Genomic DNA, 16424 nt, shown 5'->3' with positions numbered 1-16424 from the left:
ATTTTAATTTATTAATGGTAATTTTATAATGAAGGTACTTCCTTTTCCCTTTTCACTTTCTACATATACTTGACCGTTATGGTCTTCTACAATTCTCTTTACATAAGCAAGCCCTAACCCATGACCTTTTACATTATGTATGTCACCCGTATGCTCTCTGTAAAATTTTTCAAAAACTCTTTTCTGAGCTATTTTACTCATACCAACCCCATTATCTTTTATTTTAATGATAACCATGTCTTTGATATTCTCAGTATAAATATCAATTTCAGGAACATCTGGAGAATATTTTATAGCATTTTCTAAAATATTTACAATTACGTTTGTAAAATGCACGTCATTTAGCAACACTGTTTTTCTTAAAGCTCCAAAATGAAGATTTACACTACCGTTTCTATCTTCTAATATCAAATTAACATGTTCTATGGCATCATTTATTATCTCTTCAATATTTGTTGATTCTTTGATAATATTTAATTCTTTCTTTTCTAATTTAGATATTCGCAATACATTCTCTACTTGGGCATGCATTCGTTTATTTTCGTCCCGAATCATTTCAAGATACTTAAATACCTTTTCCCTATCATCAATTATCTTCGGATTTCGTATGGCATCCAAAGCTAAATTTATAGTGGCGATGGGGGTTTTAAACTCATGCGTCATGTTATTGATAAAATCCGTCTTAATCTCTGAAATTTGCCTTTGACGTATCAACTGATTCAAAGCACTTGTATACGCAATTATTATAATTAAAGTAAATATTATAGACAATATCGTAATACTTACCAACTCAGATAATAAAAATTTCTTTTTATGAGGAAAAGTAACTAGCAATTTGTACTTTTCATTTCCTTCATTATCAGTAAAAACTGGTATAGAATAAGTAGCATCCTTATCGTATTTAAAATCATCCGATTTTACTTTTGTTGCAATTCCATTACTATAAATACCAAACTCAAATTTGGTTTTTACACCATATTCTTCTAATTCTTTTTTTATTAGACCTCTCAAAACTTCTGTTGAAACCCTTTCTTCAAGTGGCATTGCAGAAGCTACTTCTTTGTACGATATTTCGAATTCTGCGTCTTGAAGAATTCCTAAATTTCCAGATTTTTCAATTTTAATATCAGGAATTAAACTGTTTTGCAAACCTGAATTATCAACTCCATTATTATTGTAAACTGATGTAGTACTTTTTGAACTAAAACTTCTAAACTTTAAATCACCATCTTTACTATTATTATCAAATGACGGATTAATATCATACTTCTCAGAATTAACAATGTTAGTATGAACTATTGTTTGATTGGTTTTAGTGTTTTTTTGAACCCAATAAAACTGCAAAACATCTTCTTTCTCTGATGTTTTACCTTCCTTATCGTTTAATTTATGGTATTTATCATAAAAACTATAAGCTTCTCTATTTTGAAGTTTATCAGCAACATTACCAATTACTTGTTTAACATGAAACTTAAATTGTTCATCATTATTTTTAAACGAATTATTAAACCAATACACTTGAACCAGTATTATCCCAATTAGAGACAAACTCATTAACATTACAAGCAATCTAAAAAATAGTTTATTCATTTAAGCAAAATTAGTATTTTAACAATATAGTAAATAATGCATTAACCAAAGATTAACATTTAAGACTTGATTTGATTAATTCCTAAAAAATTAAGAATTTTAACAATATCTAACTTTACATCCTCTATACTGACATTTTCTATAATAAAATCACTTTTTGATGATTTTTGTTCATCATTCCATTGATTTTTTATTCTTTCCAATACTTTTTCTCGAGTGGTTTTATCTCTTTCTATGACCCTTTGAATTCTTATTTCAAGCGGTGCCACAACATTTATTACGAAATCACACTCTTTATAACTACCACTTTCAAATAAAATTGCACTTTCATAAATAATAAACGGATCTTTTTTATGTACCAAAAGCCATTGTTTAAAATGCATCTTAACAGCGGGGTGTACAATTCCATTAAGTTGAGCTAATTTATTAGCATCATTAAATACAATTTCGGATAACTTTTCCCTGATTAAAACACCCTTTTCAAACACAGCTGTTCCGAATACTTTTTTAATTTGATCTAAAACATCATCGGATTGCATCAAATTTCTAGCTTCTAGATCCGTTATATAAACTGGAACCCCGGAGGATGAAAAAAGTTGTGCGACTGTTGTTTTACCACTACCAATTCCTCCTGTTAAACCGATAATTTTTGTCATACTAGTTTTTAAAAAATAATCCTGGAAATGCTTCTTGTGGGTTCTGTTTTAATAGAATCACTTTTATATAAGATTCCAAAAATCCAGTACCATACCCATAAAACTGTTTCCAAACTGCAATGATTGACAAATAACCAATTTTAATACTCTTATTCTGAATAGAAGAAAGCAAAAACAATGCCAAAAAGTAACCGAAATAAAATTTAAGAAGAAAATCTTGATTAAAGACCAATAATATTAAAGATACAAAAAATCCTATTATAAAAAACGTGGGAAAGAAAAAAGTTAATTTATTATATTGAGGATACCAACTGTTGAGAATTGGCCTGGCTTTTCCAAACTTGCTGACTTGTATAGAAAACTTTTCCCAATCAATTCGTCTTTTATGATACACGAATGCATTTTGAAAAAGACGAGTTTCAAATCCTAAATTCCACAAACGAATAGACAAGTCCGGATCTTCTCCTGGATGAATATTTCCAAAACCTTTGGAGGCTTCGAATGCTTTTCTCGACAATCCCATATTAAAACTTCGGGGTTGAAACTTCCCGATTTTTTCTGAACCTCCTCTTATTCCGCCAGTCGTCAAAAAAGAAGTCATGGCAAAATTGATTGCTTTTTGAATATCCGAAAAACTATCCAAGGCTTTATCCGGACCACCAAAACAATCCACATAATTTTCTTTTAATGCTTTGTCAACTTCTGATAAATAGGTGATTGGAATAATACAATCCGAGTCGAATATAATGTAATAATCCCCCCTAGCCTTTTTCATCCCATAGTTTCTGGAATCGCCAGGGCCTGAATTTTCTTTGTAATAATAAGAAATATCCAATTTATCTCCATATTTTTGAGCGACATCCTGACATCTCAATGTAGAACCATCTTCTACAAGTACAATTTCGAAAATTTGGTCATAAGTAGTTTTTGATAAACTTTCTAATAGTTCATCAACTTCATCGGGACGATTATAAACAGGGATTATTAAAGAAAACAACATAATATAACTGAGGTATTAAATATTTTTTTGTTTTAAAAATTTCGGCAAAGGTACTCTTTATCCACAAAAAAACCATCAAAATTTATCTGATGGTTTATAGCCGTTCAGGAAGTTTTCAGTTTTCAGTCGCAGTTTTCAGTCCAAAAAAGGTACTGATTTTAAAAAAGTACTCAAACAGACTATCTTTTATACAAATATCGTTAAGAAAGCAAAATACAATGTTTACAGACAACTCTGACAACTGCGACCGCGACTAAAAACTACTGCCTGAAATAATGTTTTTATTATATAATCTGGACTTTTCATTTATTTATTCAAACATTTCCATAACCTCTTGGCTCACTCCCATATTGGAGAATCCGCCATCGTGCAATAAGTTTTGCAAAGTCACCTTTCGAGTCATATCAGAGAACATAACCACTACATAATCGGCACATTCTGCTGCGGTAGCATTTCCTAATGGAGACATTTTATCTGCAAAGGCCATAAAACCACCAAATCCTTTGACTCCTTGCCCCGCTCTAGTGGCTGTAGGAGATTGCGAAATGGTATTCACTCTTACTTTTTTATCTCTTCCGAAGAAATATCCAAAACTACGCGCAATCGATTCCAGATACGCTTTATTGTCGGCCATATCATTATAATCCGGAAAAACACGTTGCGCTGCCATATAGGACAATGCAATGATACTTCCCCATTCATTCATCGCGTCTTTTTTATACAAAACCTGCATGAGTTTATGAAAAGAAACTGCAGATACATTCCACCCCTTCTCCGTATATTCATAATTCTGATTGGTATAGTGATTTCCTTTTCTAACATTAACGGACATTCCAATAGAATGCAAAACAAAATCAATTTTACCTCCCAAAATTTCAACCGCTTTATCAACCAGCAACTCCAAATCAGTTACCGAAGTAGCGTCAGCAGGAATAACTTGACACCCTATCTTTTCGGCCAGTGTCTCTATATTTCCTAATCGCATCGCCGCTGGAGCATTGGTAAGAACAAAAACACCTCCCTCTGTATGAACACGTTCTGCCGTTTTCCAAGCTATAGAATTTTCATCTAAAGCGCCAAAAATAATTCCTCTTTTCCCTTTTAATAAATTGTACATAAAATTTGTTTTTAAAATTATAGTAATCCGTTCAGTGATTAGTGAATAGCTTTTAGTGATTAGGCTGAATAGCTACAAATTATACTATAAAAAAACACCTTATTTTCTTGATTTCAAACCATCAAGTAATAAGGTGTTTTTTAATTATAAAAATAGGATTTGCTAATTATCCTATACTTGGAACAGCAACCATTTCGTTTGTGTCTGCTTTATAATCTACACCATTAAATCCAAAACCAAACAGATTATAGAAATCACTTCTGTATCCTTCTAAATCTCCTAATTCAGCCAAATTATCAGTTGTAGCTTCCAACCAAAGTTTTGCAACTTGAGCCTGGACATCCTCACGCATTTCCCAATCATCAATACGGATTCTTCCCTTATCATCGGTAATCATCGCCTCTCCTGTATACAATCTTGCTTGGTACAAACGTTGAATTTGCTCAATACATCCCTCGTGAATTCCTTTTTCTTTCATTATTTTATACAATAAAGAAATATACAACGGAATAACTGGTATTGCAGAACTAGCTTGAGTTACCAAAGCTTTATTTACAGAAACATAAGCTTTACCATTAATATCAGCCAAACTATCCGTAATAGTAAATGCACTAGCCTCTAGATGATCTTTGGCACGACCAATTGTTCCTTTTCTATAAACCGCCTCTGTTAATGATGGCCCTATGTATGAATAAGCAACAGTTGTAGCTCCAGGAGCCAATAGATTTTCAGCTTTTAAAGCATCAATCCACATAGCCCAATCTTCGCCGCCCATTACGGCAACCGTATTGGCAATATCTTCCTCATTACAAGGTTCTATAGAAATATCAGAAACTTTTCCTGAGTGGAAATCAACCGTTTTGTTAGTAAAAGTACTTCCAATAGGTTTCAAAACAGAACGGTGTAAAACTCCTGTATTTGGATTTAATCTTACTGGTGAAGCAAGACTGTATATAATCAAATCAATTTGACCTAAATCGGCTTTAATAAGATCTAAGGTTTGTCTTTTTACTTCATTCGAAAAGGCATCTCCGTTGATACTTTTTGCATACAATCCTGTTTTATGAGCTTCATTTTCAAAAGCAGCCGAATTATACCAACCCGGAGAAGCTGTTTTACCTTCTGAAGGTTCTTTTTCAAAAAATACACCAATAGTGGCAGCATCCGAACCAAAAGCACTTGTAATTCTTGAAGCCAAACCAAAACCTGTCGAAGCTCCAATCACCAATACTTTCTTAGCGCCTGCTATAGTTCCTTTTGATTTTACATATTCAATTTGATTTTTAACACTTTGTTCGCATCCTTTGGGTTGGGCTGTCAAACAAATAAATCCTCTCATTCTTGGTTCTATAATCATATTAGTCTATACGTTAATTTATATTATAAATTTTTAAATTAATTGAATGTTTTACGTTTTAAAATTGAATGGGCAAATATAGGCCAATTATTTAGTTCAACAAGGCTTTTGCATGATTTAAGGCCGAATCCGAAATAACGGTTCCGGACAACATTTGCGCTATTTCTGTGATGCGTTCTTCACCGGATAATAATTTCAATTCTGATTGGGTGTCTTCCCCAACCGTCATTTTAAACACCTTGAAATGTTCCGATCCTTTGGCCGCTATTTGAGGTAAATGGGTTATGGCAAATATTTGCATTTCAGCACTCATTTCTTTCATAATCTCTCCCATTTTATTGGCGATTTCTCCTGAAACCCCCGTATCGATTTCATCAAAAATCAAGGTGGGTAATTTTGAATATTGTACCAAAATTGCTTTTACAGCAAGCATAATTCTTGACATTTCCCCTCCAGAAGCCACTTTCTTCAGCAACCCAAAATCGGTTCCTTTATTCGCCGAAATTAAAAATTGCAATTCGTCTTTTCCATTCTCAAAATAAGTCGGAGTTCTATTTAATTCCATTTTAAAACGCACATTTGGCATTCCCAAAGACTCTAAAATAGCAACTAATTTTTCGCTTAAAATTGGAATAGCGGTTGTTCTATTTTGATGGATTGCATCACAAATTAAATCCAGTTTCGCTATACTCTCCTCCACTGCTTTAGATACACTTTCAATTTCTTCGTCGAGATTTCCTAACTCTAAAACTGAATTTTCTAAATTAGTTTGAATCGCTATTAATTCATCAACCGAAAGTACTTGATGTTTCTTTTGGAGATTGTATATAAGTTGCAACTTTTGATTAATTAAATTCAATTGTTCTGGGTCATTAATCAATTTCTCAGTACAACGGTTTAATTCAATTGCTATATCTTCAAATTCTATCTTTAAACTTGTAATTCTTTCAAACAACAAATTATAATCTAAAGAGAAAACAGCTACTTTTTGGATAGCATTTTTAATTTCATTCAAATTATGAGAAACACCTATTTGTTCCTCATTGGCAATAGCCAAAGATTTATCAAGAGATTCTTTGATAATCTCCACATTGTTTAGCTGCTCATAATCGGATTCGAGCGTTTCTTGCTCTCCCGATTTTAATTTTGCCGATACCAATTCATTTAAAAGAAAAGTATTGTATTCTTGCTCTTTTGATGCCTCTGCTTTTCTTTTGAGCATGGCATTTAATTTAGACTTATCTGATTTGTATTTTTTTAAAAAAGATTGATACTCTAAAATTATATCTTGATTATTCGCAATAGCGTCAATAATTTTAAATTGTACATTCTCATCAGACAATTCTTGAGTTTGTTGTTGGGAGTGAATATCAATTAAATACAAACTCAACTCTTGCAACTCTTGAAGGTTTACAGGACTATCATTTACAAATGCCCTAGATTTTCCGGAAGGCAATATTTCTCTTCGAATGATGGTGTCATTTTCGAAATCTAAATCATTTTCGACAAAAAACGGAAGCAAGTTATACTTTGAAATATCAAAATGAGCTTCAATCACACATTTTTCTTCTTTGTTTTTTAACGAAGTCAAGTCGGCTCTTTTACCTAACGCTAAACCTAATGCACCTAATATTATCGATTTACCAGCACCCGTTTCGCCCGTAATTATTGAAAAGCCTTTAGAAAAATCGATGGCTAATTTTTCGATTAAAGCATAGTTTTTTATCGACAGAGAAGTTATCATTTATATTGGTTTAAGGATAAATTGGTTTAATTAAAATACTAATGCTAAAATTAATATTTAATTAATTGCCATTTGCTAGAGTTCATTGGTGATGTTTTATTCAAACTATCAACCAAATCTGTAATTGTAATGCTGGGTCCGCCAGAAAAAATAGAAACAATTTCATCTGAATTCGAATCCATAAAGATTCGCAATAAATAAGAATTTGGCTTTGTATCATTTAATTTTGCCAAATTCATTAAAGCTCCTTTTATCATTTCCTTAGCTTTTTTCTGATCTAGATTCATTATATCCAAGCCCGTATAATATTGCGCAATTGATAGTCGTATATCATTAAAGGTAGGAGATAATAAGTCATTTATTAAAGTATATCTACTTATCGGACCATCGGATTGTTTCCATCCTTTACTTCCTCCTTGTTGCGCTACGTTTGAAATATTTAATGCCTCTCCATAATATTTATTCCCGTGCAAAGGAATAAAGGTATCAGCATCCAACCCTAATATTATATAACAATAAAAAGAAACAACAGAAATCAGATTAGAATCAGAACTCGTTGGGGTGTACGTTAAATTTTCGAACTCGGTATAATTAAAGGTAAAATCTTTATCATTCAAGTTTAATACCGGAGACGAGTAGGATGAATTATATATATTTCTTGAGGACTGCACTTGTATATTGGCAACAAATTGATCTGATGAATAACTTGAAATCGTAATAAACATGGTACAATCGACTTTTTCTTTTTGGGACAATGTTTGCCCTGTCCAATCTGTTTTATTTACAAATTCATTTAATGCCGTTTCCAAAGTTTTGAAAACTTGCTGGTTAGCATTATTCACTTTTTGGGTGTTCAGCGTTACCGTGCAATTCAGTTGCTGCGCTTGAATAAAGCCACACCACATCAATAAAAATAAAACATATTTAACCATAAAAGTGCACTATTACCTTGTTTATAATATCATCTGCCACTTCTTCCTTAGATTTCAAATCCATTGGTTCTACCTGAAAAGAGCTATCAATAAAGGTAACCTTATTGGTTGCTTTTCCAAAACCAGCTCCTTGATCTTGTAAGGAATTAAGAACTATCAAATCTAAGTTTTTTTTCTGGATTTTTGCTTTAGCATTTTCAATTTCATTTTCGGTTTCTAAAGCAAAACCTATTAAAAATTGATTCTTTTTTAAATCCCCAAGAGAAGCAAGGATATCTTTGGTTTTTTCAAGCTCGATTGTAAAATCATCGGCCGCTTTTTTAATCTTTTGATTTGCAACGCTTTTAGGCTTATAGTCGGCTACTGCAGCAGCGGCAATCGCCACATCTACATCAGCATAATAGTTATGGCAAGCGTCATACATTTCTTGCGCAGAAACCACCGGAATTAATTGCACCAAAGGATGATTTATTTTACAATGTGTGGGGCCAGAAATCAATACAACTGTAGCGCCGTAATTGGCGGCACTTTGAGCGATATCAAAACCCATTTTACCCGAAGAGTGATTCCCTATAAAACGAACTGGATCTATTGCCTCATAGGTTGGACCAGCCGTTATTAGTATTTTTTTCCCTTTTAGGGGTAATTTGCTTTCGAGATCCGCCTCTAAGAAAGAAACGATATTCTCGGGCTCTGCCATTCTACCTTCACCAGACAAACCACTAGCAAGTTCACCATTTTCTGCTGGAATCATTATATTCCCAAATCCTTTTAAAGCTTTAAAACTTTCAACGGTAGAAGGATGAATGTACATGTCTAAATCCATTGCTGGCGCAAAATAAACAGGACATTTGGCAGACAAGTAACAGGCGATCAATAGATTATCACACAATCCATTTGCCATTTTCGACAACGTATTGGCAGTTGCCGGAGCAATAACCATAAAATCTGCCCAAAGGCCTAATTCAACATGGCTATTCCATTCCTCATTTTTTTCATCTTTATTATAAAATTCTGAAAATACAGGGTTTTTAGATAAAGTTGATAAGGTAAGTGGGGTTATAAAATCCTTAGAAGCAGGTGTCATTATCACTTGGACATGTGCACCTGCTTTTATGAAAAGTCTAACTAATGTAGCCGTTTTATATGCAGCAATTCCGCCAGAAATTCCTAGCAAAATCTTTTTTCCGCTTAAAACTGACATTATATAGATTATTTATTTGCGTCTCTATGGTAAATTTTACCATCTAACCATTCTTGAACAGCTAATGCGTGAGGTTTTGGAAGTTTTTCATAAAATTTAGAAACTTCGATTTGCTCTTTGTTTTCAAAAACTTCTTCTAAACTATCGTTATAAGTAGCGAATTCTTCTAGCTTCTCAGTCAATTCTTTTTTGATTTCAGAATTAATTTGATTTGCTCTTTTAGCCATAATTGTTATCGCCTCATACACATTTCCAGTAGGTTCTTCAATAACTGTTTTATTGTAAGTTATTGTGTTTACTGGAGCATTTGTCTTTTTTAAATCCATGACTTTATTTATTTATTATATTTTTGTAATTCTAAATCAATTTTTGCAGACATTTCATCCACTTTAGTTTTGTATTCCGTATTAGGTCTAAACTTAACCAAATTCAAATAGTATGTCTTTGCGCTATTTAGTCTTTCTTCCATTTTAGAAGGAACACTATTTATGGCTAACAAATAAGCGGAATCAAATTTAAAATACAACGCTTTCTCCTTGTAAGGAGTTCCCGGGAAGTCTGCAATAAAATTATCAAAAGCAATAATAGCTGATTTATAATTTGAAATTCTATTGTATTCTAAAGCGTTTTCATACACTTTGCGTTCAATTTTATCATTTAATTTTCTAGAAGTCGCATTGGCTTCAGCAATGTATTTAGAGTTTGGATAGCGGTCAATAAATCCTTGTATCTTTTCTATCGCTTTGAATGTATCCGTTTGATCTATAGAATAAACTGGTGATAACATCGAGTAACTTTGCGCTCCTAAATAAGCACATTCTTCGGATTTTTCACTTTTCGGATAACCCGAAACAAAACTATCAAATTGATATCCAGCGATATAATACTGTTTCGTTTTATAACACGATTGAGCATACATGTAAAACAATTTTTCACCTTGCGGTTTTCCCCTATAAGCGGATGCCATTTGTTCAAAAAGTCTAATGGCTTTTGTGTATTTCCCAGCATCGTATAATTTCGTTGCTAGCTCAAACTTTATTGCTACATCTTCAGTTTTTAATGCCGTTTGGTATTCACTACAAGAGCAAAAAAAGAGAACAACAAGCAATACAGATATTATTTTTTTCATTTTTTTACTTATATTTATTTTATTGGATAATTTAAATCCACAATAAAACGGCACCAAAGTTTTGGTGGCAAATTTAGTTATTAATTTAGCGATTACAAAATATTTCTTTGTATAAAAAAAACAAGTACTTTTTAAGTGTTTTTATCAATATTCTTCACAAAAACACTTAATCGATTTGATAAAGATTCGTCTACTGTAACCAGTGGTAAACGCACCACATTCTCGGCGATTCCTAAAATTTTAAACACCTCTTTTATCCCTGCTGGGTTTCCTTGTTCAAAAATCATATCAATACAATCTGACAATAAATACTGAGATTTATAAGCATCATCTACTTTTCTATTCAATCCTAGACGAATCATTTCAGAAAACTCCTTCGGAAAACCTTGTCCAATTACCGATATAACTCCAGCTCCTCCCGCCAAAACAATAGGCAAAGCAATCATATCATCTCCAGAAATTACAAGAAAATCTTTAGGTTTATTTTTTAATAATTGCATGGCTTGAACCATATCTCCGGCTGCTTCCTTTATAGCAACAATGTTTTCAAAATCATTTGCTAATCTAATAACAGTGCCAGGCAACACATTACTTGCCGTTCTTCCTGGAACATTATATAAAATCACTGGAATTGGCGATGCTTCTGAAACCGCTTTAAAATGCTGATAAATACCTTCTTGAGTAGGTCTATTATAATAAGGCGAAACAGATAGTATAGCCACAAAACTAGACAAATCTCTTGTTTTTAGCTCCGCTACTACCTCTAATGTATTATTTCCTCCCACACCCAGAACCAAAGGCAATCTCCCCGCATTGACCTCTATTACCGTTTGAATTACCAGTTCTTTTTCCTCTTGTGACAAAGTAGCATTTTCTGCAGTTGTACCAAGCACAACAAGATATTCAATACCTCCATCAATCGAAAAATTTACAATTCTTTTTAAAGCATCAATATCGATTGAAAAATCTGCTTTAAATGGTGTGATTAGGGCAACTCCTGTTCCTATTAATGATTGCATAATTTAAATTATATTTTGTTTAATATTTTTAAGTATCTAAATAATTCATGGATAAAAACCTTGTAATTCTCAACATTACTAGTAATCATCAAATGATTTAATCTTTTATCAATCGATGAAAAACCAACCTTGAATATAGCCTTTGAATTATTTGTCAAGAGCAACAAAACAGGCTTCTCAACATCATAATAATTGATTAACAAATCAAATTCTTCTGAAACAAACTCCTTTACTGACTGTAATTCTACATTCCCTCTAAAATTAACATCATTTAATCCAAAAGTAGGATGCAAATACACTTCATTCTTTTTCAAAATATCCCTGTGAGCAATAACTTTAATATTACTTTCGGTTATTCCGTTAGCAACAATTTCTTTTATTAAGTAATTTACATTCAAAAAACAACTCTCGTCAACAAGTAAACCAACTGTTTTTACAGGACTCCTTAGATCATCCGCCTTAACATTTCGTATACTGTTTTTTAAAGCTTTCTTTACTAATATCCTCTTTATGTAATTTAAAAACATAGTACTTTTAGGATTACAAATTTAATTAATTAAGTTGCATTTGAGATGGTAAATCTAAAAAAGTATAATGACGTTTTGAAACTTTTTGTTATATTCTTAACACTTTTTTTTACAACTACCAGTAGGACCCTAAGAGGAGTCCATTCAAAACCATTAGAAACACTAAACCAAAAATAGGTTTAAAGTTGACTGACAAATTTAACATTACGAAAAGTAATCAATTTCTACTTTGAAATTAAGTGTCGGTTAAAAAAAACAGCTGATAGAAAATCCAATTACTAATGTGAATCAAAAAGCTACAAATCCAACACTTGATTCTCATTTTTATCTAAATCCGCTTTTATCTGATCCTTTGCAATAAAATATTTTACCATAAAGAAATAAGACAAAACCTGTGTGATAACACTAATCAAACTAAATATATAGAGGTTAAAATAAAAATTATAAACAACGAAGAAAATGTCCGTAATAATAAAACACACACACATCATCATTGAATTAACAAAAACATAGCTTTCGTTTTTAATGTAATTTGATAATACAACAACACTCAAAAGACTCAAAACGACTCCAAAAATGACGTATAGTGAAAAACTAAGAGCTAATCTTTCAAACTTCAAGTTTAAAACAGAATAGCAAATAGTACCCAATAATAAAACTAAAATTAGAATTGAAGTACTGTCTTTATAATTGAATTTCAAGTCCCTAAAGTCCTTAAGTGATAAAACCAACAATATTAAATAGACAAAAAGAATACATAGGAAAGACCCCATTGAAGATTCTTTACTATTCAATAAAACAAAAACTTCTCTCATAAAACATAACAAAAAAATTAATGCTTTTATAAGTGTTACCCTGTAATTATTTGAAACAAAATAATAAATAAACAAAGAAGGAATTATAATCGATTTAACATAAAGCACAAAAGAATTATACTCTAACACTTTAAATAAAAGTGCAAAAAAAGAAGCTACAAAAAATAAAATAAGTGATGGAGTACTAGCTTTCATCTAACATTTTTATAAAATTAGCCTCCGAAATTATGGGCACATTGAGTTTGTTTGCTTTTTCTAACTTGGCGGGCCCCATATTATCTCCTGCGACAACAAAATCAGTTTTAGCAGATATTGAGCTTCCCACTTTCCCACCATTATCTTCAATCATTTTTTTCAATTCATCTCTTGAAAAAGTAGAAAAAACACCCGAAACCACAAAAATCTTCCCTAAGAATTTCTCCGTTGCATTTGGATTTATCTTTTCGACAATTTCAAATTGTATGCCGTAACTTTTTAATCTTTCGATAATCATTCTATTTTCATTATTTTCAAAAAAGGCAATGACGCTTTGGGCGATTCGCTCTCCAATTTCATCTACCAAGATCAAATCCATAAGAGTCGCCTGTTGTAAGGCATCGATATTTTTATAATGCTTGGCTAACTTTTTGGCTACTGTTTCGCCAACAAATCGAATGCCCAAAGCAAACAAAACGCTTTCGAAAGGAATATTTTTAGAATTCTCAACCCCTTTTACTAAATTCTCCGCCGATTTTTGCGCCATTCGTTCCAAAGGCAGAATTTGCTCTACTGTCAATTCATACAAATCGGCATAATTATGTACCAATCCATTATTAAAAAGCAAGGCTACTGTTTCTCCTCCCAGCCCTTCTATATCCATTGCTTTTCGAGAAATATAATGCTGAATTCTCCCTATAATTTGTGGAGGACATCCATAAAAATTAGGGCAATAATGATTGGCTTCCCCTTCCCCACGGATTAATTGGGTATTACATTCCGGGCAATGAGTTATATATTCAGTAGGTTCTGAATTATCAGGACGTTTACTTAAATCAACCGCTATGATTTTTGGAATTATCTCCCCTCCTTTTTCTACAAATACGGTATCGTTTACTCGAATATCTAATTTTTCGATCTGATCGGCATTGTGCAAAGAAGCCCTTTTCACAATGGTTCCTGCCAGTTGCACAGGTTCAAGATTGGCTACTGGCGTAATAGCACCTGTCCTTCCCACTTGATACGAAATCGAATTCAATCGTGTTGCTACTTGCTCCGATTTGAATTTATAAGCAATTGCCCAGCGAGGCGATTTAGCAGTGTATCCCAGCTCTTCCTGATGACGAAAATCATTCACTTTTATTACCACCCCATCGGTTTCATAAGGCAATTCATGGCGATGTATATCCCAATATTCAATAAACTGAAAAACTTCTTCTAGATTTTTTGCCAATTTAGCTTCTGTAGGTGCTTTGAAACCCCAACTTCTGGCAGCTTCCAAGCCTTCAAATTGAGAAGAAAAAGGTAAGTTGGTACCAATTAAAAAATAAAGCAAACAGTCCAGAGGTCGTTTGGCAACTTCGGCACTGTCTTGTAGTTTTAAACTTCCCGAGGCAGTATTTCTTGGATTGGAATAGGGAGTTTCTCCGATTTCAATTAATTCCTGATTCATTTTTTCGAATCCAGCAAAAGGTAAAATAATTTCACCTCGAATTGCAAAATAATCGGGATAATTCCCTTTTAACTGCAAAGGTATCGATTTGATTGTTTTTATATTATTGGTCACGTCATCCCCTTGAAAACCATCTCCACGAGTTACTGCACGTTTTAATTTTCCGTTTTCATATGTAATACTTATAGACGCTCCATCATACTTCAATTCACAGGTATATTCTAAAGGAATATTTCCTAGAACTTTCTGAATGCGGTTTTCCCAATCAATCAAATCTTCTTTCGAATAGGAATTATCCAGCGAATACATACGGTAATCGTGAGGAATTGTTTCAAAATTTTTGGTGATTGCCCCACCCACCCTTTGTGTCGGTGAATTAGCATCAAAAAATTCGGGGTGTTGATTTTCTAAATCTTGAAGTTCTTTTAATTTTATATCAAACTCATAATCAGACAATGTAGGAGCATCCAGCACATAATAATTATGATTGTGAAGATTGAGTTCGTCGCGAAGCGATTGAAGGGTTTGCAGTATATTATTTTCCATTATAATTTATAAGGATTGAGAAATTTTAATCCTTCAATATTTTAAAAATCTTTGGTATTGTTTGTAATAATTGTATAATCTAATGTCAATGCAGTTGAAGCAATTATTGCGTCGGGGGTCTTTACATTTTTGAATCGTCTAATTTTGACACAATTAGATATTATTCCATCCGAAATGTTAATTATTTCACAAATTGATATGAAATTTTTTATCAAATTTTCAGTATAATAATCGGTTTTCCAACTTAATAATTCAATCTGAGTGATAAATGATATTTTTGGAGTATAATTAATAATACTATCACGAAAAACAGTTCCTTTTTCTCCAAAAGAATTTAATAAATAATCAGAAATAACATTTGTATCTATAAGGTATTTCTGTCCCATTCTTCTCTTGACGATTTAATATGATCATTCAAACTTTTCCCTTGTTCTTTGGTTAAGATGCCTCTAAATCTATCAGAATTTTTAATTTTTTCAGGCTCGTCTTCTCTAACAACATGAAGAATATCCATTTTCTCTAAATCATATAAAAGATTAAGCGCGTTCTCATTTTTAAGTTCGACTACAATTTTATTTCCCATGACAAATAGATTTTCATCTCAAATATAAGAATTATTAAATAATCTAACCCTCGATAATCGAATTAATTTGATTGTATAATTGTCCATCACTCAAAAAAGAACCTTGTTGGATCAATTGAAAAATCGATAGATTACGTTCCTCTGTAAATTCCTTTTTACCCACTTTCATTTCGATAGTTTCTGTAAACATATTATCGCTAAGCCATTGCAAACCCTCTTTGGTCAAAAAATCAGTTTCTGGAACTAGCGATTTCAAAACAATAGATTGTACGTAGGTATCAAAGCAATGAAAAAGAAAAATATGCTTTTTAGAGAAAAATTCTAAATAGGTTGCTTTAGTTAGCACTCCTTCCCAAATCAAATCCGAAAAAACGTCTAATTCTTGTTCAGCAACCTCCGGTTTTTCTGCTTTTATTTTATCCCATTCGGCTTTATCAATTGTTTGAGTAGCTAAAAAAGTACTAAATTCTTGATTTAGCTCTTCTAATTGTTCTTTTGTTAGTCTGGTGTATTTCATGTATACTATTTAAATCTTGTCTTTATGATATGTAAATCAA

At 32.3% G+C, this 16424-nt stretch carries 17 protein-coding genes; all 17 read right to left on the bottom strand.

The features are described from left to right. Window positions 1-3: 3 nt before the first annotated feature. On the bottom strand, window positions 4-1590 hold the full coding sequence (locus tag FNW52_RS08660; RefSeq protein WP_143377063.1) for a sensor histidine kinase KdpD: 1587 nt from the start codon (window positions 1588-1590) through the stop codon (window positions 4-6). Window positions 1591-1649: 59 nt separating this feature from the next. Further along, window positions 1650-2246 (bottom strand): dephospho-CoA kinase, encoded by a 597-nt coding sequence (coaE, locus tag FNW52_RS08655; protein ID WP_143377062.1) that lies wholly within the window; start codon window positions 2244-2246, stop codon window positions 1650-1652. 1 nt (window position 2247) lies between these two features. Next, window positions 2248-3246 (bottom strand): glycosyltransferase family 2 protein, encoded by a 999-nt coding sequence (locus FNW52_RS08650; protein WP_143377061.1) that lies wholly within the window; start codon window positions 3244-3246, stop codon window positions 2248-2250. Between the two features lie 310 nt (window positions 3247-3556). Continuing rightward, window positions 3557-4363, bottom strand: coding sequence for an enoyl-ACP reductase (locus FNW52_RS08645; protein WP_143377060.1), 807 nt, complete (start codon window positions 4361-4363; stop codon window positions 3557-3559). 166 nt (window positions 4364-4529) lie between these two features. After that, on the bottom strand, window positions 4530-5720 hold the full coding sequence (fabV, locus tag FNW52_RS08640; protein ID WP_143377059.1) for an enoyl-ACP reductase FabV: 1191 nt from the start codon (window positions 5718-5720) through the stop codon (window positions 4530-4532). Between the two features lie 91 nt (window positions 5721-5811). Beyond that, window positions 5812-7464 (bottom strand): DNA repair protein RecN, encoded by a 1653-nt coding sequence (gene recN, locus FNW52_RS08635; protein ID WP_143377058.1) that lies wholly within the window; start codon window positions 7462-7464, stop codon window positions 5812-5814. A 50-nt stretch (window positions 7465-7514) separates the two neighbouring features. Then, the gene (locus tag FNW52_RS08630) at window positions 7515-8396 is read right to left on the bottom strand and encodes a DUF4835 family protein (protein ID WP_143377057.1); all 882 of its coding nucleotides are present in this window, start codon (window positions 8394-8396) and stop codon (window positions 7515-7517) included. Further along, a complete protein-coding gene (gene coaBC, locus FNW52_RS08625) occupies window positions 8389-9600 on the bottom strand; it encodes a bifunctional phosphopantothenoylcysteine decarboxylase/phosphopantothenate--cysteine ligase CoaBC (RefSeq protein ID WP_143377056.1) in 1212 nt (403 codons plus the stop codon). Before coaBC ends, FNW52_RS08630 begins: the two co-directional genes overlap by 8 nt. Before the next feature lie 8 nt (window positions 9601-9608). Next, complete coding sequence (locus FNW52_RS08620) at window positions 9609-9926, bottom strand: DNA-directed RNA polymerase subunit omega (protein ID WP_116761231.1); 318 nt, start codon at window positions 9924-9926, stop codon at window positions 9609-9611. Between the two features lie 8 nt (window positions 9927-9934). Next, window positions 9935-10729: an outer membrane protein assembly factor BamD gene (locus tag FNW52_RS08615; RefSeq protein ID WP_143377055.1), complete on the bottom strand. Its 795-nt coding sequence runs from the start codon at window positions 10727-10729 to the stop codon at window positions 9935-9937. Between the two features lie 131 nt (window positions 10730-10860). Next, entirely contained in the window at window positions 10861-11748 is an 888-nt protein-coding gene (dapA, locus tag FNW52_RS08610; protein ID WP_143377054.1) for a 4-hydroxy-tetrahydrodipicolinate synthase, read from the bottom strand. A gap of 8 nt (window positions 11749-11756) precedes the next feature. Beyond that, the gene (locus FNW52_RS08605) at window positions 11757-12275 is read right to left on the bottom strand and encodes a hypothetical protein (RefSeq protein ID WP_143377053.1); all 519 of its coding nucleotides are present in this window, start codon (window positions 12273-12275) and stop codon (window positions 11757-11759) included. Between the two features lie 296 nt (window positions 12276-12571). Continuing rightward, entirely contained in the window at window positions 12572-13285 is a 714-nt protein-coding gene (locus FNW52_RS08600) for a hypothetical protein (protein ID WP_143377052.1), read from the bottom strand. After that, on the bottom strand, window positions 13275-15284 hold the full coding sequence (gene ligA, locus FNW52_RS08595; protein WP_143377051.1) for an NAD-dependent DNA ligase LigA: 2010 nt from the start codon (window positions 15282-15284) through the stop codon (window positions 13275-13277). Before ligA ends, FNW52_RS08600 begins: the two co-directional genes overlap by 11 nt. A 41-nt stretch (window positions 15285-15325) precedes the next feature. After that, window positions 15326-15670, bottom strand: a complete 345-nt coding sequence (locus tag FNW52_RS08590) for a type II toxin-antitoxin system VapC family toxin (RefSeq protein ID WP_143377050.1) — start codon at window positions 15668-15670, stop codon at window positions 15326-15328. Further along, window positions 15649-15867 carry a hypothetical protein gene (locus tag FNW52_RS08585; protein ID WP_143377049.1) on the bottom strand — a complete coding sequence of 73 codons (219 nt, stop codon included), beginning with the start codon at window positions 15865-15867 and terminating at the stop codon, window positions 15649-15651. Before FNW52_RS08585 ends, FNW52_RS08590 begins: the two co-directional genes overlap by 22 nt. Window positions 15868-15910: 43 nt before the next feature. Continuing rightward, a complete protein-coding gene (locus tag FNW52_RS08580) occupies window positions 15911-16384 on the bottom strand; it encodes a DUF6495 family protein (RefSeq protein ID WP_143377048.1) in 474 nt (157 codons plus the stop codon). Window positions 16385-16424: the final 40 nt, after the last annotated feature.

Origin of the sequence: Flavobacterium sp. ZT3R18 (genome assembly GCF_007097385.1) — a bacterium.
Taxonomy (GTDB): domain Bacteria; phylum Bacteroidota; class Bacteroidia; order Flavobacteriales; family Flavobacteriaceae; genus Flavobacterium.
Note: the sequence above shows the minus strand (reverse complement) of the source record. Positions and strands in the feature narration are given on the sequence as shown.